This is a genomic window from Streptomyces bugieae (assembly GCF_036352915.1).
GTDB classification, from domain to species: Bacteria; Actinomycetota; Actinomycetes; order Streptomycetales; family Streptomycetaceae; genus Streptomyces; species Streptomyces endophytica.
Map to the genome: position 1 here is coordinate 94,773 of NZ_JAZBJP010000018.1, position 19,190 is coordinate 113,962.

Consider the following 19,190-nt stretch of genomic DNA (forward strand, 5'->3'; position numbering starts at 1 on the left):
CCCGCCACGAAGGCCGGTACGTATTCCCGTACCGGCCTTTGTGTCGCCCACCACGCATCCGCGGCCGAACGGCCGCCCGGATGCAGTGATATGTGTCTATGGTTCCGCGGCATTCGGGTGAATCGGCGAAACCGCGCCCACAGAAGCGAGTTGACCAGGACGCTCCGGATACGGGCACTCCGCTTCGAGAAGGGTAAAACGTGATCAAGAAGGTCCTGGCCACGACGGCTGTGGCCGCGTCCGTCGTCGGCATCTCGGCGACGGTCGCACCCCAGGCGATGGCGATCGGCAACCACCACGGCACGTCGACGGTCAATGGCAACGGAGCCAAGAGCGCGTTCGGCAACTCCGTCACGCACGGCAGCATGAGCCCGCAGCTGGAGCTCATCCAGGGCTCGCTGAACAAGCCCTGCCTCGCTGTGGGCAAGGTGCCCGTGCAGATCCTGTCCGGCCTCCACGTGCAGGACATCAACGTGCTGTCCAACCCGCAGAACCAGCAGTGCGTGGACAACTCGACGCAGGCCAAGGGCGACGAGACGCTGTCGCACATCATCGACGACATCCCGATCCTGTCCGGGAACGGCGTCGGCAACCACTGAGCCGGCCAACGGCCGCAGGTCCGGACCGCCGGCTCTCACTTTCAGGGGGGTCCGGCCCTGTGGCGTCCCTTACGAACCGTAGGGGGCAGAAATTCTCGATCACCTTTTCGGTAGGAATTCGTATTCGGCGGGTACCTCGTTCGTTCGGACACCGGTGTTTTTTCCGCGTCGTATGCGCAGTGGCAATCCCCTGAAGCGGTCTTGCACCCTTCGGGCGATTCCGCCGAAAACCTCCGGGCAAGAGTTTCGTCCACGAGGAGAAATCGTTACCAATATCGGCAGCGGCGTTACGGGCGAGCAGATCAGCGCCCGTGCGATACGACGGTCGTGTTCGCTACGGACCCGCTGCAGGAAGGGCTGAAAGTGAAGTACGCAAAGGTCGCAGCAGTCACTGCCGGCACGCTCATGGCAGTGGGATCGGCTGCGCCGGCGTTCGCCGACGCGGGTGCCGCGGGCGCCGCCAAGAACTCCCCCGGTGTCATCTCGGGCAACGCCATCCAGGTTCCGATCCACATTCCGATCAACCTGTGCGGCAACACCATCAACATCGTCGCACTGCTGAACCCGGCGTTCGGCAACAACTGCCTGAACCACTGACTCGAAGGATTTCGAGCGATGTTCATGTGAACCGACCCCGGTGCGCGGTCCCTGTGCATCGGGGTCGGTCGGCATTCGCTCGGCCCCGCCGGACAGAATGCGTGCGCCACACCTTTCGGGTGGCGTTACCGGGAAGCCGGAACTTCATAGTTTCTCCGGGCGGCAGCACTCGTTAGTGAAGTGGAAAGCGGTGAACGGAGCAGCGAAGTGCATGCTCACGCGGCGTCGGCGTCGCGGGCCCGTCAAACACCGCCGGAGAAGGGACAGTTGAAAGTGAAGTACGCAAAGTCTGCGGCGGTTGTGGCCGGTTCCGTCATGGCGCTCGGTGCCGTCGTGCCCGCTTTCGCCGCCCAGCCCGGAGCCCCGCGGATGAGCCTCAACGGCGGGCTGACGGACGCGGTGAATTCGCTGCACAGCAAGCTGGACGGGCACCAGCTCGCGCCGGTGGCCAAGAAGGTCAAGCGCGCGGGGGAAAAGGTCAAGTCCGCCAATGCGAACCAGCTGATCCGTGGGGTCACCGGGGCGGCCAAGAGCATTCCGATGCTCGGCGGTCTGCCGCTCAAGCCGTAACCGGGGCGTACGTGCGGCACAGGCCGCCGACCATCGATCGTCGAGTGCAGGCGTAGCAAGCCGGCCGAGGACTTTCCGCGTAATGTGCCAAACCTCGATCGCGGGGATATCGGCGGGTCGTAGAACGCTCCTGTCCGGTTCCGTGTGCAGCGTGATGAGAACGCGCGAGAGACCGTCGCTCTCGCCCTGGATGCTTTCTCGCCGGATGGCGGTTTCGACAGTAAATCCGATCGGTAAGACGGATCAGGGCACCAGCGCATTTGAGTGAATGAGCACAACCAACCTCGCCCTGGTGAGTTGGGCAGATTGCCCGGCCCAAGGGTATCCCGAAACACGAAGGACCAAAATGATCAAGAAGGCTCTGGTGACCGCAGCCGCGGCTGCGTCCATTGTCGGCGTGGCCAGCGCTGCTGCCCCTCAGGCGATGGCGATCGGTAACCAGCACGGGACGTCTTCCGTCAACGGCAACGGTGCGGCGCAGTTCTACGGGAATTCGACCACGTACGGCTACATGAGCCCGCAGATTGGTCTGATCCAGGGCTCGCTGAACAAGCCCTGCCTCGCTTTGGGCAAGGTTCCCCTGCAACTCCTGGGCTGGCTGGCCCAGGTCCAGGACATCAACGTGCTGTCCAACCCGCAGAACCAGCAGTGCGTGGAAAACTCGACCCAGGCGAAGGGTGACGAGCCGCTGTCGCACATTCTGGACAACATCCCGATCCTCTCGGGCAACGGCGCCGGAAACCACTGACCGGCTGAGCAAACGCCCGGGCCGCCCGGCCCTCCTTCTTCCGAGCGGCCCGGGTTTTTGCTGTCCATCTCCGAGCCGGGGAATTGTTATTCGCTCGTTACTGAAATTCGTCGCATCCGGTCGTTAGGAAGGGTGTGTGGAGGGAAGCATGCCAATGCCCTTGCGAAATTGATGGGGTTGCCAGGGCATTGGCATGCCGGCCGGAAACGAGAACAGGGCCTGTGCAGCCGTTCGGCGGCGGCGCGGGCCCTGTGTTGTGGCGCGAGGCCTGATGAGCCGGTGAAGCGGGACAGCAGCAGAACACCGAAATTTCGGCGTGGATTTGTCGCATTGTCGTTTCGGGGCTGGTACGGGTGGCCTCTTTTCCAGAGGCGCGGGACAGCTATTCGGGTGACGTCACGCAACCCGTGGACGCGTGGCGGGTTGTTCAAATAGGGCTCCCGGGCCGGGAGTTCCGTCTCCTGAAGGGTTTGCGTGAATGAAGAAGATTATGGCGGGCGCGGCCGTGGCGGCGTCGCTGATCGGCATCTCCGTTGCGGCCGCTCCGCAGGCCATGGCGATCGGTGACCAGAAGGGCACCCAGTCGGTCAACGGGAACGGGGCGCGGTCGATCTACGGCAACTCCACCACGCACGGCAAGCTGAGCACCCAGCTCGGGCTCGTCCAGGGCTCGCTGAACCAGCTGTGCCTCGCTGTGGGCAAGGTGCCCATCCAGGGCGGGGCCCTGGGCCAGTTCCAGGACATCAACGTGCTGTCCAACCCACAGAACCAGCAGTGCGTCCAGAACTCGACCCAGGCGAAGGGCGACGAGACGCTGTCGCACATCATCGACGACATCCCGATCCTCTCGGGCAACGGTGTCGCCAACCACTGAGGACGGCCGACGGCTTCGGCCGTTGCACCGCTTGTGTCTCCGGGCGGTCGGCGCCGCGTACGCGCTGCCGGCCGCCCGGCCGTATTCGCACCACGGGGGGAGCGGGCCGCGGGCCCGTACGCAACGACTGCAGACGAGGGATGAGAGATGCGACAGAGCCTCAGGACCTGCGTGCTCATGGCCGCGGCGTCGAGCGTGCTCGGCGCGGGCGGCGGGACGGCGTGCGCGGACGCCGGTGCCGGGGGAGGCGCCTCGGGCTCTCCGGGGGTGCTGTCCGGCAACAGCATCCAGGTGAGCGTGGACACCCCGGTCAACGCGTGTGGCAACTCGGTCGACGGGGCGGCGGCGCTCAACCCCGCCATGGGCAACTCCTGCGGGAGCGGTGTGGCGCCCGCGCCGGCCGTACCGCCTCCTCCGGTGGCGCAACGGCCGCCCGTGTCGCCGGGGAAGGCGGCGGAGCCGGTGCGGCGTCCGGAGAAGGCGCGGGCGCGGCATGCGGCCCCCGCGCCGGTGAAGCCGGTGCCCGAGCAGGCGCGCCCGGCCGGCCACCAGCCCGCGCACGAGGCCGTGCACCGGCCCGCACCGCGGTCCGTACCGGATCAGCGGATGGGCGCCGTGGCCCGGGCCGGGGCGTCCGCGGGCTCGGCGCTGCTGGCGTCCACGGGGACCGGCGAGCTGGGGACGGCGGCCGGTGCGGGCGGGGGACTGCTGCTGGGCGGGGCGCTGCTGCTGCGCAGGGCCCGTACGCGAAGCCGGTGATGCGGCGCGGACGACGCTGATCACCGGGTGGCGGACGACGCTGATCACCGGTGGGGGAGGAAGCGCGCGGTGGCGTGCGGTGATTCCGGGGTGCCGGGGGCGCAGCGGCCGGCCGAGCGGGTCCGGCGGGCCGCTCGGCCTGGGCCGCCCGGTCGAGCCGGCCGTCGGCGTCACCGGACGGTTCGACCGCGGGCCGTCGCATCGCTTCCGGCGGGCGGGGCTGCGGCTGGAAGCCGGCCTTCCGGTGGTACGACGGATCGTGCGGATCAACGCCTGAGCGCACGCTCCGGCACGGGAAGGATCGTTCGTTCGCTCATTGGTGGGACCTGCCTCGCAGGGCGTTTGAAGTGCGCGGAAGCGGGAGTTTCGCGGGGTGGGTGCCGGGCGGTTCGGCCTCTGGCAAAATGGCGAAAAAGCCGCAAAAGTGATGAGTCGATGAGGTGGGGACATGCTCATTGCGCTGGCGCAGACCGACTGCGTGCTGGGCGAGGTGGCGGACAACCTCAAGACCGCCCATGAGCAGATCGAGCAGGCCGCGACCCAGGGCGCCGATCTCGTCGTCTTCCCCGAACTGAGCCTGCACGGCTACCACTTGGGCGCGCTCAAGCGCGACGAGTCCCTTCAGGCCAGCGATCCGCGGCTGCTGGAGCTGAGCACCCTGGGCCCCGACGTCCTCGTCGGCTTCCACGAGCAGACCAGCCTGCGCGCGTACAACACGGCCGCTCACTACGCGTCCGGCGCGCTGCTGCACGCCCACCGGAAGCTCTATCTGCCCAATTACCTCGCCTGGGAGGAGCGCAAGCACGTCAGCCCCGGGCAGTCGCTGCGCGCCTACGAGCTGAAGCGGTCCCGGAGCGGCGGCCGGGGCGCGACGCTGGTGTGCAACGACGCGTGGCAGCCGGTGCTGCCGTGGCTGGCGGTGCAGGACGGGGCGGAGGTGCTGTTCGTGCCGACCAACAGCGCGGCGAGCCTGGATCCGGAGGCGATGGACACCGGCCTGTACTGGGACACCCTGGTGTCCTATACGGCGAAGATGCTGCAGTGCTGGGTGGTCTTCGTCAACCGGGTCGGCAATGAGCACGGTGCGACGTTCTGGGGCGGATCGCGGGTGGTGGACCCGCGCGGGGCGGTGGTGGCGCAGGCGCCCAAGTGGGAGCCGGCGCTGGTCACCGTCGAGATCGACCTCGCCGAGGCACGCCGCCAGCGCCGGGCGGTGCCGCTGGTCGCCGAGGCCCGGCTGGGCCTGATCGACCGCGAGGTGCGGCGGCTGATCGACGAGGGCGGCGACCACTGACCGGGGCCGGGCGGCCGGCCGGGATCAGTGGCTGGCGGCGGACTCCGTACGGGGTTCCGCGCGGGGCGTCTCGGCGGCCCGGTCGTCCTTGAGGGCCTTGGCCTCGGACTTCAGGATCCGCATCGAGCGGCCCAGCCCGCGTGCCATGTCGGGCAGCTTCTTCGAGCCGAAGAGCAGCACCAGGACCGCGATGATCAGGAACAGGTGCCAGGGTTCGAAGGCGTTGCGGAGCATGGGCGCACTCGCTTCCGTCGGGGGGCCGCCGGGGGGTGGCGGGCGTTCTGTCCAGTATTACCCGGCCGCGCCGGGCGGTGCGGTCCGGGGGTCGCGGCCGGCGCCGGGCGGTGGAGCGGGGCGCCGGCCGGCGGGGCGGGCGCGGGTGGCGGCGCGACCCACTGCCGGTGTGCGGCAACTGCGGATGACGGCCCGGAGGACGGCCCGGCGGGCCGCGTAACAGGCGACGGCCGCCCGGCGCCGCGCGTTCCCCGTGATCCCGCCCTGCCGCGGCACCGAAGGCGTCGAAGGCATCGAGGGCATCGAAAGTGCTCCTTCCGGTAGAGGCCCAGGTCAGAGCCTATTGAAAATGGAAACCATTTCCGTATACTAGCCGGCATGGCCCGCAACGAACTACGCCCGGTCGTCAAGCTCCGGTCCACCGCCGGCAGCGGATACACCTACGTGACCCGCAAGAACCGCCGTAACGACCCCGACCGCCTGGAACTGCGCAAGTACGACCCGGTGGCCGGCCGGCACGTCACCTTCCGAGAGGAGCGCTGAGCCCCATGAAGTACGGAATCCACCCTGCCTACGGGCCGGTCGTCTTCCGCGACCGGGCCGCAGGCCACGCCTTCCTCACCCGGTCCACCGCCACCAGCGACAAGACCGTCGAGTGGGAGGACGGCCGCACCTACCCCGTCATCGACGTCGAGATCTCCTCGGCGAGCCACCCCTTCTACACGGGCACCGCCCGGGTGCTGGACACCGCCGGCCGCGTCGAGCGGTTCGAGCGGCGTTACGGCAAGCGGGCCCGCTGATGGACCGGCTGAACGTCGTGCTGGTGGGCGGACTGCACGCGGCCGCCCGGCGGGCCACCGTCGAGCGGCTGCTGCACTCCGTCCCCGGCAGCGTCGCCCTCCACCACGACCTCGCCCCGGCCGCCGACGGCACCGTCCGCCGCACGGTCCGCGACGCCGGCGGCACCCTCACCACCGGTGAGACACCGCTCGTCAACGACTGCGCCTGCTGCGCCCTGCGCGAGGACCTGGTGCCCGAACTGGAACGACTGGCCGCCGGCCGCACCTGCCGGCTGGCGGTCGTCGAACTGTGGGACTCCGTCGAACCCAAGGCGATGGCCGAGGTCATCACCGCCTGCGGCAGCGAGAACCTCGCGCTGACGCAGGTGATCACGGCCGTCGACCCCGCACTGCTGCTGCCCTACCTCGGCTGCGGTGACGACCTCGCCGAGGCCGGCCTGGCCGCCGCGGCCTCCGACCGGCGCACGGTCGCCGACACCTGGGCCCGGCAGCTGGAATACGCACCCGTACTGGCGCTCGCCACGGGCGACGAACCGGCCGACGCCGCCGACCTGGCGCTGCTCGCCCAGCTACACCCCACCGCCTGCCAAGTCGCCGTGGAATCCGGACAGTTGGCGGCCGCCGCCACCGCCGGATTCGACGTCGAGGCGGCCGCCGCCCGCCAGCACCCGGCCTGCGCGCTGCTGCCCCAGGAGGCCGACGCGGACGGCGTCAGCACCCTCGTCTGGCGACACACCCGGCCCTTCCACCCCGAGCGGCTCTACACCGCGCTGGAGGACCTGACCTGCGCCGCCGCGCGCAGCCGGGGCCGCTTCTGGCTGGCCGACCGGCCCGACACCCTGCTCTCCTGGGACGCCGCCGGCGGAGCGCTCTGCGTCGAGAACGCCGGGCCCTGGCTGGCCGCACTGCCGGACGCCGCCTGGGAGATGGTGCCGCCGATGCGCCGCGCGGCCGCCGCACTGGACTGGCACCCCGAGCACGGGGACCGCGCCCAGCACCTGGTCTTCACCTCGCCGGGACTCGACCGCGAGGGGCTCACGTCCCTCCTGGACTCCTGCCTGCTCACCGACGCCGAGTACGCGGGCGGGCCGCCGGCCTGGAAGAGCCTGCCGGCCGCCTTCGACGAGCTCCTCGATCCGGTTTCGTAGCTTCGGGGCCTTTCGGCAACAGCCCGCCGCACTTCGCCCTCCGCGCCCCTCCCCGCCCTCCTCGCCGTCCTTCGACAAGGAAGTTCCCATGCCCCGTCGGCACGACCCGCGCCGCCAGACCACGCCCCGCCCCAATCCGCTCGACGCGGCGGGCATCACGTACATCGACTACAAGGACACCGATCTGCTGCGGAAGTTCCTCTCGGACCGCGGCAAGATTCGCAGCCGCCGGGTCACCCGGGTCACCGCGCAGCAGCAGCGGCAGCTCGCCCGGGCGATCAAGAACGCACGGGAGATGGCGCTGCTGCCGTACGCCTCGCGGTGACGGGGGATCCCCTGCGCCATTCCGCGATGCGCCGGCGAAGGCCTGGCGGGCGCTGGTCGAGCCCGGGGTGATCGCCCAGTGGCTGATGCCCGGCGATTTTCGGCTGGCCGTGGGGCACCGCTACGAGACGCGGACCGCCGCGGCCGAACGCCGACTTCTCCGGCACGGTCGCCGCCGGGGTGGTCGCCTTCCGGCCGCGGGCCCTGGAACCCGGGGGACGTGGCACACGTCTCTTCCTCGTCCATGAGGGCTTCGGCCCGGACGGCCCGTACCAGGTACCGGCGCACCGCGTCATGGGCGGCGGCCGGCGATCGATCGTGGGGGAGTGCTTGGGGCAGGTGCTCGACGAGCTGTGACGGGAGCGGCACCGGCTGTCGTGCACGTGCATCTGCGCATGCATCCGCATGTGAACGCAGCTATGATCCCGGGCAGTTGACACCATTTCTCACCGGGAGAGCCCTGTGCCCCACGCATACAACGGCATGGCCGCAACGGATCTCCGTGACGTGACCTGGCAGAAGAGCCGGCACAGCAACTCCCAGGGCTCCTGCGTGGAGTTCGCCAAACTCCCCGGCGGTGAGATCGCGGTCCGCAACTCCCGCTTCCCGGACGGTCCGGCGCTCGTCTACACCCCGGCCGAGGTACGGGCCATGCTGCTCGGTGTCAAGGACGGGGAGTTCGACCACCTCGTACCGGACTGATTCGACCGCCTCGTACCGGCCTGAGCGGCTGCGCGACCGAGCGGCTACGGGGCTGAACGGCGCCACGCGTCGTCGCCACGTGCGTACGCGTCGCCGCCACGCGCGGACGCCTCGTCGGCACGTGTGTACGCGCCGTCGGCACATGCATATGCAAGGAGCGCCTGCCGGCATGGCGGGCGCTCCTCGGGTGCGACGGGTGGCGGGCACGGCCGGCTACGGCAGCCGGAACAGCGCCCACACGATCTTGCCGTGGGTGACGCCGGAGAGCGGGTGCCAGCCCCAGCTGTCGCTGAACGAGTCGACCAGATAGAGGCCCCGCCCCGATTCGGACGCCGAGTCCGCCGCGGAATCCGCCTCGCCGGCCACCGGTGAGTCGTCGCTGGGGTCCCGCACCGCACAGATCAGCCGCTGCGACCAGCGCATCAGATGGAGCCGGGCGGGCGGCGGGGCGTCGGCGTGCTCGGGGGCGGCGAGGACCGCATGTCTCAGGGCGTTGGTGACGAGTTCGGACACCACCAGCGCGACCGAGTCGAAGAGCTCGTCCAGTTCCCAGCCCTGGAGCGTGTCCCGGGTGAACTTCCGCGCGGAGCGCACCGATTCGTACCGCGGGGGGAGCGTGCACGACGCGGATCCGGAGACGGCCAGCGGGTCGACGGGAGGAAAGCCCTGCCATAACGGCTCGAGCATGGTCAAAACCTTGGTCCCCATGCGAGGCACTCCTGGCGTTCGCGGACGTCATGACCCTGGCCGGTTCAGCCGGATCTGGCGGATCTTTCACGAGCGTGCATGCGTGCGCCGCCTATGGTTCCCAATGTGCGAGACAGATGCAAGGGCAGATGCACGTGCACGCGCCTCGATTGCGGCAAAGCAGCCCGGTTTGACGGCAATTATCGCCACCGGTTCTTGTGGAGGGGTTGCGAGAGCGGCTCATATCAGTAACCGGATGAGCACTCAACGAAGCCTGAACGTGGCAGACTGCGGCCCACCATTGGACGGGGTGGGTCACAGGAGGGTCAGAGAGGTGTCCGCAAGTGAGTCGAGCGGGTCGGTGGTGCGGCGGATCCTGCTCGGGTCGCAGCTCCGCCGACTGCGTGAATCCCGTGGGATAACCCGCGAGGCGGCCGGCTACTCGATCCGTGCGTCCGAATCCAAGATCAGCCGCATGGAGTTGGGCCGGGTCAGCTTCAAAGCACGCGACGTCGAGGACCTGCTCGTGCTGTACGGAGTCAGCGATCCGCAGGAGCGCGAGCCGCTGCTCTCCCTCGCACGCGAGGCCAACGTCGCGGGCTGGTGGCACAGTTACACCGATGTGCTACCCAGCTGGTTCCAGACGTATGTCGGCCTGGAAGGAGCCACTTCGCTCATCCGGGTCTACGAAGTCCAGTTCGTACACGGGCTGTTGCAGACCGAGAGCTACGCGCAGGCCGTCATCCGGCGCGGTATGCCGGACGCCGCGCCCGCCGACATAGAGCGCCGGGTCGCGCTGCGCATGGAACGCCAGAAGCTGCTCGTCGCCGAGCGGCCCGCGCAATTCCACTGCGTACTCGACGAGGCCGCGCTGCGCCGCCCGTACGGCGAACGCGAGGTGATGCGCGAGCAGTTGCGGCATCTGATCGACGTATCCGAGCGTCCCAATGTGCGTCTCCAGGTCATGCCGTTCAGTCTGGGCGGGCACGCGGGGGAATTCGGCGCCTTCACCATGCTCGGATTCCAGGAATCGGGACTCCCGGACGTCGTCTTCCTGGAACAGCTCACCAGTGCACTGTATGTGGACAAGCCCGAAGAAGTGGCCCAATACGCACGGGTGATGGATCGCCTCCAGGAAGAGGGACCCAGTCCGGCGGAGACCAGAGACCTTTTGCGTGGTCTACTCCAACTTATGTGACGTCTATCCCATCTCATGTGACGCGTCGGTAGGATGCGCCCCATCAGGAGTCAGCACCCCCCAACTAGGCGCCCCGCGCGCCCTGTTCTCCAGATCGGGATGGCATGTCCTACTTCGACGAGTTGGCCTATCAGTTCATCGACGGTGAGTGGCGCTCCGGAAGCGGCTCGTGGGACATCGTCGATTTCAATCCCTACAACGGCGAGAAACTGGCCTCCATACCCTGCGCCACGGTCGAGGAAATCGACCAGGCCTACCGCGCCGCCGAGCGTGCGCAACGGGAGTGGGGCGCGGTCAATCCGTACACCCGGCGGCTGGTCTTCGAACGGGCCCTGCGGATCATCGACGACCGCGAGGCGGAACTGTCCGAGGCGATCGCCGCCGAGGTCGGCGGCACGCTCACCAAGGTGGGCTTCGAGCTGCACCTGGTCCGGGAATTCCTGCGCGAGGCGATCCAGCTGGCGCTGCGCGCCGAGGGCCGCATCCTGCCGTCGCCCATCGACGGCAAGGAGAACCGCCTCTACCGGCTGCCGGTCGGCGTCGTCGGTGTGATCAGCCCCTTCAACTTCCCCTTCCTCCTGTCGATCAAGTCCGTCGCGCCGGCCATCGCGCTGGGCAACGCGGTGGTCCTCAAGCCGCACCAGAACACCCCGATCTGCGGGGGCGGGCTGGTCGCCAGGCTCTTCGAGGAGGCCGGGCTGCCGGCCGGCGTGCTCAACGTCGTCGTCACCGACATCGCCGAGATCGGCGACGCGCTCATCGACCACCCCGTGCCCAAGACGATCTCCTTCACCGGCTCGGAGAAGGTCGGCCGCCATGTCGCCACGGTCGCCGCCGCCCACTTCAAGCACTCGGTGCTGGAACTCGGCGGCAACAGCGCGCTGGTCGTCCTCGACGACGCCGACGTCGACTACGCCGTGGACGCCGCCGTCTTCAGCCGTTTCGTGCATCAGGGCCAGGTCTGTATGGCCGCCAACCGGATCCTGGTCGACCGCGCCGTCGAGCGCGAGTTCACCGAGAAGTTCGTCGCCAAGGTGGCGTCCCTCAAGGTCGGCGACCCCACCGACCCGTCGACCCATATCGGCCCGCTGATCAACGAGGGTCAGGCCGAGGCAGTGTCCTCCCTCGTGGACCGCGCGGTCGCCGAGGGCGCGTCGGCGCTGCTGCACGGCGAGACCCACGGCACGCTCGTCGCCCCCAGCGTCCTCAGCGGTCTCCCCGACGACTCCCCGCTCCTCACCCAGGAGATCTTCGGCCCGGTCGCGCTCCTCGTCCCGTTCGACGGCGACGAGGAAGCCGTACGGATGACCAACTCCACGCCCTTCGGGCTCAGCGGCGCGGTGCACACCGGCGACATCGAGCGCGGGGTGCGGTTCGCCAAGCGCATCGACACCGGGATGTTCCACGTCAACGACGCCACGGTCCACGACGAGCCGATCGTCCCCTTCGGCGGGGAGAAGAGCTCGGGGGTCGGACGGCTGAACGGGGACGCGATGGTGGAGGCCTTCACCACCACCAAGTGGATCTCCATCCAGCATGGGCGGTCGGCGTTTCCGTTCTGAGGCTCTTCTGGGGGCCCCTCGGGTCTGACCCCATGAGGCTCCCTCGATGAGGCTCCCTCGGGTCTGACTCCATGAGGGCTCCTTGGGGTGACCTTGCCTGGGTGATCTGCGTGAGGGCCCCTTGGTTTGACCTCACCTGGGCGATCTGACTGACGCGGCCTGGACTGACACCACCTGGGCGGGTGCGGTGCCTTCGGGCCGGGCTGCCTCCTTCTTTTCCGGCAACGATTACGGAGGGTAGTTTTGTTCCCCTGAGAGTAGCAGAGAGTGAGGGGCGGGGGGAGGGGGATGGAAGGGCAGACGGACGGAAGGGCAGACGGACGGGTAGGTGGAAGGGTGGGAGGAGCCGGTGGCGTGGCTTGTGCGTTCTAGGCTGGGCGTGAGGGTCGGGGCTTCGTCCGGTGGCGGGCCCGGCCAGGCGTGATGCCGAGATGACGCAATGCCGACGCGATGTCGAGCCGACGCGATGTCGAGACGATGTCGAGACGGCGGGATGTCGAGGCGGCGTGTTGTCGGGTGGCGGACGCAGAGGTGACGGGACGCGAGGGGTGCGATGTCGGCGATCCGGCTGCTGGTACTGGGCGCCGTGCGGCAGCACGGGCGGGCGCACGGCTATCAGGTGCGCAACGACCTGGAGTACTGGGGCGCCCACGAGTGGTCGAACGCCAAGCCCGGCTCGATCTACCACGCGCTCAAGCAGATGGCCAAGCAAGGGCTGCTGCATGCGCACGACATCGCGCCCAGTACGGTCGGCGGTCCGCCGCGTACCGAGTACGAGGTGACGCCGGCCGGTGAGGCGGAGTATTTCTCGCTGCTGCGGGAGGCGCTCTCCCGGGCGGACCAGAAGTTCGACGTGCTGAGCGCGGGCATCGGCTTCGTGGTGGATCTGCCGCGGGACGAGGCGGTGGCGCTGCTCAAGCAGCGGGTGCGGGCGCTGGAGGAGTGGCGGTCCACGGTCACCGATTACTACACGCCGGAGGAGGGCCCGGGGCAGCTCGGCCATATCGGCGAGATCATGAACCTGTGGGTGCACTCGGCGGACAGCGGTGCGGAGTGGACCCGCGGGCTGATCGCGCGGATCGAGGGCGGGGCGTACGTCTTCGCGGGCGAGGGGGAGCCGTTCGTCGGGGTGCTCGCCGAGGGGGAGGAGAACCCGTACGCGACCGGGAAGCCTCATCCCGGGGATGTGCACTGAGACCTTCGAGGACGTTTGAGGGCGGTCCGAGGACCCTTTGTGAGGACCGTCGGGGCCCCTTTTTGTGAGGGCCGTCGAGGTCCCTTTGAGGGCCTTCGAGGCGGCAGCCGCTGCGGACCCTGCGCACCCCCCCCCGGGCCCCGGGTGCCTCTGCGGACCCCGCGCAGACCCGAACGGCGCCCCCTGGTGGTGGAACCGGCGCCCCCTAGTGGTGGAAGGCCGTGGCCAGGCGTTCCGGGCGGTCCAGGGGGGCGGTCTGCTGGCGGAGTTCCGGGAGGAGTTGCGTCAGGTCGGCGAGGAAGAGGTCGGCCAGGTCGTGGGAGAAGCCGTTGCGGCAGACGATCCGCAGGACGGAGAGGTCCTCGCGGTTCGGCGGGAAGGTGTAGGCGGGGAGCAGCCAGCCGCGTTCCTTCATGCGGCGGGAGACGTCGAAGACGTCGTACGAGGTGACGTGGTCGGCCGTGGTGAAGGCGAAGACGGGCAGTTGGTCGCCGCGGGTGAGGAGCGTGAAGTCGCCGAGGGCCTCGATGCGTTCGGCAGTGGAGCGGGCCACGTCGCGGGTCGCCTGCTGGACGGCGCGGAAGCCGGCCCGGCCGAGGCGGAGGAAGGTGTAGTACTGGGCGGCGACCTGGGCGCCGGGCCGGGAGAAGTTGAGCGCGAAGGTCGGCATGTCGCCGCCCAGGTAGTTCACGCGGAAGACCAGCTCCTCCGGCAGGGCCTCCATGTCCCGCCACAGCGCCCAGCCGACGCCCGGGTAGACCAGGCCGTATTTGTGGCCCGAGGTGTTGATGGAGGCGACCCGCGGCAGGCGGAAGTCCCAGGCCAGTTCCGGGTCGAGGAACGGGGCGATCATCGCGCCGGACGCGCCGTCCACGTGGACGGGGATGTCCAGGCCGCTCCGTTCCTGTACCTCGTCGAGCGCGGCGCAGATCTCGGCGACCGGCTCGTACGACCCGTCGAAGGTGGAGCCGAGGACGGCGACGACGCCGATGGTGTTCTCGTCGCAGAGGCCGACCGCGGAGGCGGCGTCCATGTGGAAGCGGTCGCCCTCCATGGGCACCAGGCGGGGCTCGACCTCCCAGAAGTTGCAGAACTTGTCCCAGCAGACCTGCACGTTGGCGCCCATGACGAGGTTGGGGCGGGCGCTGCTCGGGTAGCGTTCGGCGTTCCGTCGCATCCAGCGCCGTTTGAGCGCCATGCCGGCGAGCATGCCGGCCTCGCTCGACCCGGTGGTGGAGCAGCCGACGGCGGCCGACGGGTCGGGTGCGTGCCACAGGTCGGCGAGCATCGCCACGCAGCGCCGTTCCAGTTCGGCGGTGCGCGGGTACTCGTCCTTGTCGATCATGTTCTTGTCCCGGCACTCCGCCATCAGGACCCCGGCCTGCGGTTCCATCCAGGTCGTGACGAAGGTGGCGAGGTTGAGCCGGGCGTTGCCGTCCAGCATCAGCTCGTCGTGGACGAACTGGTAGGCGGTGTGCGGGGACACCGGCCCGTCGGGGAGGATGTTGTGGGGTGGTGACTCCTCCATGCCGGAGACCGGGTCGGCCTCGCCGTAGAAGGGGTTGACCGGACGTGCGGTGCGCTTCCGGTCGGATGCCGATGCGCCTTTGTGCAGAGTCAACTGTCGCCCCTTCGCGTCACGTTGCCGGCGCCAGGCCGTGCTTGATGGCTTTGGTGAACTTCACGACGCGCTGCGCCTGGATACGGGCGGCGGTGCGCGCGTCCTCGTCGAGCGGGGTCTCCGGGCCGCCGACGTGGGAGGTGCCGTACGGGTTGCCGTCCCGGTATTTCGCCGGGTCGGTGTAGCCGGGAGTGACGAGGATGCCGCCGAAGTGGTGGACGGTCTGGTAGAGCGCCAGCAGGGTGGATTCCTGGCCCCCGTGCCGGGTGGCGCTCGCGGTGAACCCGCTGTAGACCTTGTCGGCCAGCCTGCCCTGGTGCCAGAGGCCGCCGAGGGTGTCGAGGTACTCCTTGAGCTGGGCGCTGACGTTCCCGAAGCGGGTCGGCGTTCCGAAGATCACCGCGTCGGCCCAGAGCATGTCCTCGTGGGTGGCTTCCAGGATGTCCGCGGTGGCCTCGGCGTTGGCCGCCCACGCCGGGTTGGCGTCGACGGCGGTCTGCGGCGCGAGTTCGGCGGTCCGCCGCAGCCGTACGTCCGCGCCCGCGTGCTCGGCGGCGTCCGCGATCCACTGGGCGAGCGTGGCGATGGTGCCCGTCGACGAGTAGTAGATGACGGCGACGTGCACGTCGTGCGCGGGCAGGTGCATACGGCATACCTCCTCATGCCCGACAATACGGGCATGAGGAGGGTGGGGCCATTACCGTCGGCCCGACGGTGGCTCAGGCGCCGAGCGTGCCGTTCTTGACGGCGTCGACGAAGGCGGACCAGTGGGGGGCCGCGAAGACGAGCGCCGGTCCGTGCGGGTCCTTGCTGTCCCGGACGGGGACGAGGCCGGGGAGGTCGTCCCGGACTTCGAGGCAGTTGGCGCCGTCGGGGTTGCTGTGGCTGGACTTCCGCCAGTGGGCTGCTCCGATGAAGTCCTCGGCTACTTCGAGGCAGTCGGCGCCGTCTCCGTTGCTGTAGCTGCTCTTGCGCCAGGTGGCTGAGCTCAGGTCAATTCCTCTTCTGCGCTTCATTTCTGTAGCCCCTCGCCGCGTCCTCGATCATGGCCAGGGACGCCTCGGGTGGCAGTGCGGCGGCCCTGAGCCGATCGTACGACTTACGGTATGCCGCCACGAGCGGCGGGAAATCGAGGGCTTCACCGCTGAAGTCGGCTTCGACCCAGACCACGGGCGGCGCGTCTGCGAAGGTCATGATCTTGGCCAGGCCGCCAGTCATGAGCGGGTGGCCGACGGTGGTTTCCGGCAGGATCTGAAGAACGCTCTGGGTGGAGTGCATCACCTCGGCGATGTGCTCCAGTTGGTCGGCCATCTGCGCAGGCGGGAGCAGCGGGTTGCGGATCAGCGATTCGCGGAGGATCGCCCAGTACGTGGGGCGTTCCTCCTGCTGCCAGAGCCTCGCTCGCGCGAGCCGTGCGCGTACCGTCTTGTCGGCAGCGGCGGCCGGCTCCCACGGTTTCACGGCGCGGATGAGTTCTCGGACGTACGGTTCGGTCTGCAGCAGGCCGGGGACCACGTAGGGCGCCCAGTCCTCGATCGTTGCTGCGGCTTTCTCCATCTCGGGGATGTCCGCGTAGTAGCTCGGGTGCCCGACTTGGCGCGCCTTCCGGGCATCTTCACAACGGCGCTCGAAGAAGCCGTCCGTCCCCAGTTTCTGGTCCACATGACGGGCCAGGTCCTCCGGCATCCGTCGCTCTCCGCGTTCGATCTGGCTGAGGAAGGAGACGCCGCGGTAGCTGCCTTCCACCAACTGCTCCAGCGTCAGGCCGGCTTCCTCCCGCTTGTAGCGCAACTCGGCGCCGTAGAAGCAGGGGACGCTCACCGAACCGTCGGGGTCTTTCCGAGGGGGCATAACTCACCACCACTGTTTGCGGGTTGCCGTGCGCAACCCCAGTCCCTTCCACGCTACGCGGCGTGACGTCACGCTGTGAGGGATTCGTCACACAGTGCACAGAAGGGTGCCCAGCTCATGCTCAGCCATTTCCCTCACGACCAGGACGTCCACGACTGCACCGAGGCGCTGCGGACCGCGCTGCGGGCGCACGACATCACGTTGCCGTCGCTCGGCGTCGATCTGCCGGGGCTCGCGGGGAGTTACGCGCTGCCGCTCGTCGCGCTCGGGAGCTGCAACACCGAGACGGCGCGCAGGCTCACGGACGCGCTGCACCGGGCGGCAGCGCGGTAGCCGCGGGCAACGGAAGCGGGTCAGCTCGCGCTGGCCAGGGACAGCTTCGCGGCGAAGCCGAGGAAGGCCGCGCCGGCGCCCGCGGACAGGCCCGCGGTCAGGCGCCGGCGGCGGCGGAAGGTGGCCGCCAGGTACGTACCGCTGAAGATCAGGATCGACAGGTACGTGAAGCTGAACAGCTGGGCCCAGGCGCCCAGGGTCAGGAACGACAGCACCGGGTGGGCGTAGGCCGGGTCCACGAACTGCACGAAGAAGGAGATGAAGAAGAGGATCGCCTTGGGGTTCAGGAGGCTGACGATCAGCGCGCGGCGGTAGGGGCGTTCGGCGGCCTCCTTGCGGGACGCCGAGGACGCCGCGGATGCCGAGGGCGCCGCGCCGGCCGCCTCCGGGGTCTCCGCGCCGCGGGTCGCCTTCCGCGCCTCGCGGCCGCGCCACAGTGCCCAGGCGCCGCGCAGCATGCCGACCGCGAGCCAGGTCAGATAGCCCGCGCCGGCGAACTTGACGATGCCGAAGAGGACCGGGCTGGCCTGCAGCAGGGAGGCCACGCCGCCCGCGGACAGCGTCATCAGGACCGTGTCGCCGCACAGCACGCCGGCGGCCGCCCGGTACGCCACCCGGGGGCCGCGCCGGGCCGCCACCGAGACGACGTACAGCGAATTGGGCCCGGGCAGCAGAATGATCAGCGCGAGCCCTACCAGATATGTCGACAGATCCGTTATCCCCAGCATGGGCGGAAGGATCTCACCCCCGATTCCGCCGCCCCACCGCTTTTCAGAATCCGGACTTGCACCTCACGCGGCGTGAGGACACATCGTGGAGTGCGTACCGAGAAGGGAGCGGAAGTGAGCTATTCGGTAGGGCAGGTCGCGGCCTTCGCCGGGGTGACGGTGCGCACCTTGCACCACTACGACGAGATCGGGCTGCTGCACCCCGGTGAACGCAACCACGCAGGTCACCGCCGCTACGGCGACGACGACCTGGACCGGCTGCAGCAGATCCTGTTCTACCGCGAGCTCGGTTTCCCGCTCGACGAGGTCGCGGCCCTCCTGGACGATCCGGGCGCCGATCCGCAGGAACACCTGCGGCGCCAGCACGATCTGCTGACCGCGCGGATCGGCAAGCTCCAGGAAATGGCCGAGGCCGTCGAACACGCCATGGAGGCACGCAGGATGAACGTACGGCTCACACCGGAGGAGAAATTCGAGGTCTTCGGGGATTTCGACCCCGACGCGTATGCCGCGGAGGCCGAGGAGCGCTGGGGCGGCACCGACGGCTACAAGGAGACGCAGCGCCGGACGGCGGCGTACACGAAGGAGGACTGGAAGCGGCTGACGGCGGAATTCGACGCCATCCACCGCCGGATGGCCGATCTGCTCGCCGAGGGCGTGCCGGCGGACTCGGAGGCGGCGATGGACGTCGCGGAGGAGCACCGGCGGTTCATCGGCCGCAGCTACTACGCGTGCTCCCACGAGACGCACACCGGGCTCGGCGAGATGTACGTCGCCGACGAGCGGTTCACCGCCACCTACGAGGCGATCCGGCCGGGGCTCGCCGTGTACATGCGGGACGCGATGCTGGCCAACGCGGTCCGCCACCTGTGATCCGTACGGGCCGGGGGACCGCAGTTTTCCGCAGGGCGCCCCCGGCCCGTACGACGCGCGTCCGGGCGCCCGCCGGCCGGGGTGCCGGTTCAGGCCATGGGGGCGATCACCACGGCGGTCCCGTAGGCGCAGACCTCGGTGCCCACGTCGGCCGCCTCCGTGACGTCGAAGCGGAACATCAGCACCGCGTTCGCGCCGCGCGAGCGGGCCTGCTCGATCAGCCGCTCCATCGCCTGGTTGCGGGTCTCCACGAGGGTCTTGGTCAGGCCCCGCAGTTCGCCGCCGACCAGCGACTTCAGCCCGGCGCCGATCTGGCTGCCGAGGTGCCGGGAGCGCACGGTGAGGCCGAAGACCTCGCCGATGACCCGTTCCACGTGAAACCCGGGGACGTCGTTCGTCGTCACCACCAGGACGTCGGCCTGTGCGTGCTGTCCGCCGCCGTAATCCTCGATGCCCATGGGTGTGCACCTCCTCAGGGGCCAGGATCACCCGG

At 69.3% G+C, this 19,190-nt stretch carries 26 protein-coding genes and 1 pseudogene; 18 read left to right on the plus strand and 9 right to left on the minus strand.

Annotation, left to right across the window (positions count from 1 at the left end):
* The first annotated feature begins 200 nt into the window (after positions 1-200).
* From V2J85_RS24860 to V2J85_RS24890, 7 genes are all read left to right on the plus strand, one after another.
* The gene (locus tag V2J85_RS24860; protein ID WP_261956432.1) at positions 201-599 is read left to right on the plus strand and encodes a rodlin; all 399 of its coding nucleotides are present in this window, start codon (positions 201-203) and stop codon (positions 597-599) included.
* Between the two features lie 363 nt (positions 600-962).
* Positions 963-1,196: a chaplin gene (locus V2J85_RS24865; RefSeq protein WP_315975500.1), complete on the plus strand. Its 234-nt coding sequence runs from the start codon at positions 963-965 to the stop codon at positions 1,194-1,196.
* 315 nt (positions 1,197-1,511) lie between these two features.
* On the plus strand, positions 1,512-1,766 hold the full coding sequence (locus V2J85_RS24870; RefSeq protein WP_261956431.1) for a hypothetical protein: 255 nt from the start codon (positions 1,512-1,514) through the stop codon (positions 1,764-1,766).
* 346 nt (positions 1,767-2,112) lie between these two features.
* The gene (locus tag V2J85_RS24875) at positions 2,113-2,514 is read left to right on the plus strand and encodes a rodlin (RefSeq protein ID WP_261956430.1); all 402 of its coding nucleotides are present in this window, start codon (positions 2,113-2,115) and stop codon (positions 2,512-2,514) included.
* Positions 2,515-2,992: 478 nt separating this feature from the next.
* Positions 2,993-3,388: a rodlin gene (locus V2J85_RS24880; RefSeq protein ID WP_261956429.1), complete on the plus strand. Its 396-nt coding sequence runs from the start codon at positions 2,993-2,995 to the stop codon at positions 3,386-3,388.
* A 147-nt stretch (positions 3,389-3,535) separates the two neighbouring features.
* Complete coding sequence (locus tag V2J85_RS24885) at positions 3,536-4,147, plus strand: chaplin (protein ID WP_315975460.1); 612 nt, start codon at positions 3,536-3,538, stop codon at positions 4,145-4,147.
* A gap of 448 nt (positions 4,148-4,595) precedes the next feature.
* Entirely contained in the window at positions 4,596-5,441 is an 846-nt protein-coding gene (locus V2J85_RS24890) for a nitrilase-related carbon-nitrogen hydrolase (protein ID WP_261956428.1), read from the plus strand.
* A 24-nt stretch (positions 5,442-5,465) separates the two neighbouring features.
* On the opposite strand, the gene tatA is transcribed toward V2J85_RS24890, so the two are convergent.
* On the minus strand, positions 5,466-5,675 hold the full coding sequence (tatA, locus tag V2J85_RS24895) for a Sec-independent protein translocase subunit TatA (protein WP_261956427.1): 210 nt from the start codon (positions 5,673-5,675) through the stop codon (positions 5,466-5,468).
* Positions 5,676-5,732: 57 nt separating this feature from the next.
* Entirely contained in the window at positions 5,733-5,978 is a 246-nt protein-coding gene (locus tag V2J85_RS24900) for a hypothetical protein (RefSeq protein WP_261956426.1), read from the minus strand.
* A 75-nt stretch (positions 5,979-6,053) separates the two neighbouring features.
* On the opposite strand from V2J85_RS24900, the gene rpmG reads away from it, so the two are divergent.
* The 6 genes and pseudogenes from rpmG to V2J85_RS24925 all read left to right on the plus strand — a co-directional run bounded on the left by rpmG (position 6,054) and on the right by V2J85_RS24925 (position 8,649).
* Positions 6,054-6,218, plus strand: coding sequence for a 50S ribosomal protein L33 (gene rpmG, locus V2J85_RS24905; RefSeq protein ID WP_261956425.1), 165 nt, complete (start codon positions 6,054-6,056; stop codon positions 6,216-6,218).
* 5 nt (positions 6,219-6,223) lie between these two features.
* Entirely contained in the window at positions 6,224-6,475 is a 252-nt protein-coding gene (locus V2J85_RS24910) for a type B 50S ribosomal protein L31 (protein WP_261956424.1), read from the plus strand.
* On the plus strand, positions 6,475-7,623 hold the full coding sequence (locus V2J85_RS24915) for a CobW family GTP-binding protein (protein ID WP_261956423.1): 1,149 nt from the start codon (positions 6,475-6,477) through the stop codon (positions 7,621-7,623). The genes V2J85_RS24910 and V2J85_RS24915 overlap by 1 nt, the downstream gene beginning before the upstream one ends.
* Before the next feature lie 88 nt (positions 7,624-7,711).
* Positions 7,712-7,948, plus strand: coding sequence for a 30S ribosomal protein S18 (gene rpsR / locus V2J85_RS24920; RefSeq protein WP_261956422.1), 237 nt, complete (start codon positions 7,712-7,714; stop codon positions 7,946-7,948).
* Between the two features lie 31 nt (positions 7,949-7,979).
* Positions 7,980-8,304 (plus strand): annotated as a pseudogene (locus V2J85_RS41415) (SRPBCC family protein); the annotation flags it as partial.
* Between the two features lie 105 nt (positions 8,305-8,409).
* The gene (locus tag V2J85_RS24925; RefSeq protein ID WP_261956420.1) at positions 8,410-8,649 is read left to right on the plus strand and encodes a DUF397 domain-containing protein; all 240 of its coding nucleotides are present in this window, start codon (positions 8,410-8,412) and stop codon (positions 8,647-8,649) included.
* 213 nt (positions 8,650-8,862) lie between these two features.
* On the opposite strand, the gene V2J85_RS24930 is transcribed toward V2J85_RS24925, so the two are convergent.
* Positions 8,863-9,357 (minus strand): ATP-binding protein, encoded by a 495-nt coding sequence (locus tag V2J85_RS24930; RefSeq protein WP_261956419.1) that lies wholly within the window; start codon positions 9,355-9,357, stop codon positions 8,863-8,865.
* A gap of 313 nt (positions 9,358-9,670) precedes the next feature.
* Between V2J85_RS24930 and V2J85_RS24935 the strand changes: the two genes are divergently transcribed.
* From V2J85_RS24935 to V2J85_RS24945, 3 genes are all read left to right on the plus strand, one after another.
* Positions 9,671-10,534, plus strand: a complete 864-nt coding sequence (locus V2J85_RS24935; protein ID WP_261956418.1) for a helix-turn-helix domain-containing protein — start codon at positions 9,671-9,673, stop codon at positions 10,532-10,534.
* Positions 10,535-10,638: 104 nt separating this feature from the next.
* Entirely contained in the window at positions 10,639-12,096 is a 1,458-nt protein-coding gene (locus tag V2J85_RS24940; RefSeq protein ID WP_261956417.1) for an aldehyde dehydrogenase family protein, read from the plus strand.
* Positions 12,097-12,649: 553 nt separating this feature from the next.
* A complete protein-coding gene (locus V2J85_RS24945; protein ID WP_261956416.1) occupies positions 12,650-13,291 on the plus strand; it encodes a PadR family transcriptional regulator in 642 nt (213 codons plus the stop codon).
* A gap of 205 nt (positions 13,292-13,496) precedes the next feature.
* Here V2J85_RS24945 and gad read toward each other — a convergent pair whose 3' ends face one another.
* The 4 genes from gad to V2J85_RS24965 all read right to left on the minus strand — a co-directional run bounded on the left by gad (position 13,497) and on the right by V2J85_RS24965 (position 16,763).
* Positions 13,497-14,912, minus strand: a complete 1,416-nt coding sequence (gad, locus tag V2J85_RS24950) for a glutamate decarboxylase (protein WP_330822763.1) — start codon at positions 14,910-14,912, stop codon at positions 13,497-13,499.
* 16 nt (positions 14,913-14,928) lie between these two features.
* Entirely contained in the window at positions 14,929-15,558 is a 630-nt protein-coding gene (wrbA, locus tag V2J85_RS24955) for an NAD(P)H:quinone oxidoreductase (RefSeq protein ID WP_261956414.1), read from the minus strand.
* 73 nt (positions 15,559-15,631) lie between these two features.
* Positions 15,632-15,928 carry a DUF397 domain-containing protein gene (locus V2J85_RS24960; RefSeq protein WP_261956413.1) on the minus strand — a complete coding sequence of 99 codons (297 nt, stop codon included), beginning with the start codon at positions 15,926-15,928 and terminating at the stop codon, positions 15,632-15,634.
* Positions 15,906-16,763, minus strand: coding sequence for a helix-turn-helix domain-containing protein (locus V2J85_RS24965; protein WP_261956412.1), 858 nt, complete (start codon positions 16,761-16,763; stop codon positions 15,906-15,908). Before V2J85_RS24965 ends, V2J85_RS24960 begins: the two co-directional genes overlap by 23 nt.
* Positions 16,764-16,880: 117 nt before the next feature.
* On the opposite strand from V2J85_RS24965, the gene V2J85_RS24970 reads away from it, so the two are divergent.
* Positions 16,881-17,096, plus strand: a complete 216-nt coding sequence (locus V2J85_RS24970) for a hypothetical protein (protein WP_261956411.1) — start codon at positions 16,881-16,883, stop codon at positions 17,094-17,096.
* A gap of 20 nt (positions 17,097-17,116) precedes the next feature.
* On the opposite strand, the gene leuE is transcribed toward V2J85_RS24970, so the two are convergent.
* Positions 17,117-17,824, minus strand: a complete 708-nt coding sequence (gene leuE, locus V2J85_RS24975; RefSeq protein WP_330822764.1) for a leucine efflux protein LeuE — start codon at positions 17,822-17,824, stop codon at positions 17,117-17,119.
* Positions 17,825-17,938: 114 nt separating this feature from the next.
* Between leuE and V2J85_RS24980 the strand changes: the two genes are divergently transcribed.
* On the plus strand, positions 17,939-18,697 hold the full coding sequence (locus V2J85_RS24980; protein ID WP_330822766.1) for a MerR family transcriptional regulator: 759 nt from the start codon (positions 17,939-17,941) through the stop codon (positions 18,695-18,697).
* Positions 18,698-18,786: 89 nt separating this feature from the next.
* On the opposite strand, the gene V2J85_RS24985 is transcribed toward V2J85_RS24980, so the two are convergent.
* Positions 18,787-19,155 carry a YbjQ family protein gene (locus tag V2J85_RS24985; RefSeq protein WP_261956408.1) on the minus strand — a complete coding sequence of 123 codons (369 nt, stop codon included), beginning with the start codon at positions 19,153-19,155 and terminating at the stop codon, positions 18,787-18,789.
* Between the last annotated feature and the right edge of the window lie 35 nt (positions 19,156-19,190).

Excerpts from the sequence above, each read along its gene's own strand:
- V2J85_RS24875 (WP_261956430.1), top strand. The coding sequence starts at position 2,113 with ATGATCAAGAAGGCTCTGGTGACCGCAGCCGCGGCTGCGTCCATTGTC.
- leuE (WP_330822764.1), bottom strand. The coding sequence starts at position 17,824 with ATGCTGGGGATAACGGATCTGTCGACATATCTGGTAGGGCTCGCGCTG.
- V2J85_RS24880 (WP_261956429.1), top strand. The coding sequence starts at position 2,993 with ATGAAGAAGATTATGGCGGGCGCGGCCGTGGCGGCGTCGCTGATCGGC.
- V2J85_RS24885 (WP_315975460.1), top strand. The coding sequence starts at position 3,536 with ATGCGACAGAGCCTCAGGACCTGCGTGCTCATGGCCGCGGCGTCGAGC.
- V2J85_RS24945 (WP_261956416.1), top strand. The coding sequence starts at position 12,650 with ATGTCGGCGATCCGGCTGCTGGTACTGGGCGCCGTGCGGCAGCACGGG.
- tatA (WP_261956427.1), bottom strand. The coding sequence starts at position 5,675 with ATGCTCCGCAACGCCTTCGAACCCTGGCACCTGTTCCTGATCATCGCG.
- V2J85_RS24940 (WP_261956417.1), top strand. The coding sequence starts at position 10,639 with ATGTCCTACTTCGACGAGTTGGCCTATCAGTTCATCGACGGTGAGTGG.
- V2J85_RS24890 (WP_261956428.1), top strand. The coding sequence starts at position 4,596 with ATGCTCATTGCGCTGGCGCAGACCGACTGCGTGCTGGGCGAGGTGGCG.
- V2J85_RS24910 (WP_261956424.1), top strand. The coding sequence starts at position 6,224 with ATGAAGTACGGAATCCACCCTGCCTACGGGCCGGTCGTCTTCCGCGAC.
- V2J85_RS24870 (WP_261956431.1), top strand. The coding sequence starts at position 1,512 with ATGGCGCTCGGTGCCGTCGTGCCCGCTTTCGCCGCCCAGCCCGGAGCC.
- V2J85_RS24970 (WP_261956411.1), top strand. The coding sequence starts at position 16,881 with ATGCTCAGCCATTTCCCTCACGACCAGGACGTCCACGACTGCACCGAG.
- V2J85_RS24915 (WP_261956423.1), top strand. The coding sequence starts at position 6,475 with ATGGACCGGCTGAACGTCGTGCTGGTGGGCGGACTGCACGCGGCCGCC.
- V2J85_RS24900 (WP_261956426.1), bottom strand. The coding sequence starts at position 5,978 with ATGCCCTCGATGCCTTCGACGCCTTCGGTGCCGCGGCAGGGCGGGATC.
- rpsR (WP_261956422.1), top strand. The coding sequence starts at position 7,712 with ATGCCCCGTCGGCACGACCCGCGCCGCCAGACCACGCCCCGCCCCAAT.
- V2J85_RS24965 (WP_261956412.1), bottom strand. The coding sequence starts at position 16,763 with ATGCCCCCTCGGAAAGACCCCGACGGTTCGGTGAGCGTCCCCTGCTTC.
- V2J85_RS24930 (WP_261956419.1), bottom strand. The coding sequence starts at position 9,357 with ATGGGGACCAAGGTTTTGACCATGCTCGAGCCGTTATGGCAGGGCTTT.
- V2J85_RS24960 (WP_261956413.1), bottom strand. The coding sequence starts at position 15,928 with ATGAAGCGCAGAAGAGGAATTGACCTGAGCTCAGCCACCTGGCGCAAG.
- V2J85_RS24985 (WP_261956408.1), bottom strand. The coding sequence starts at position 19,155 with ATGGGCATCGAGGATTACGGCGGCGGACAGCACGCACAGGCCGACGTC.
- rpmG (WP_261956425.1), top strand. The coding sequence starts at position 6,054 with ATGGCCCGCAACGAACTACGCCCGGTCGTCAAGCTCCGGTCCACCGCC.
- wrbA (WP_261956414.1), bottom strand. The coding sequence starts at position 15,558 with ATGCACCTGCCCGCGCACGACGTGCACGTCGCCGTCATCTACTACTCG.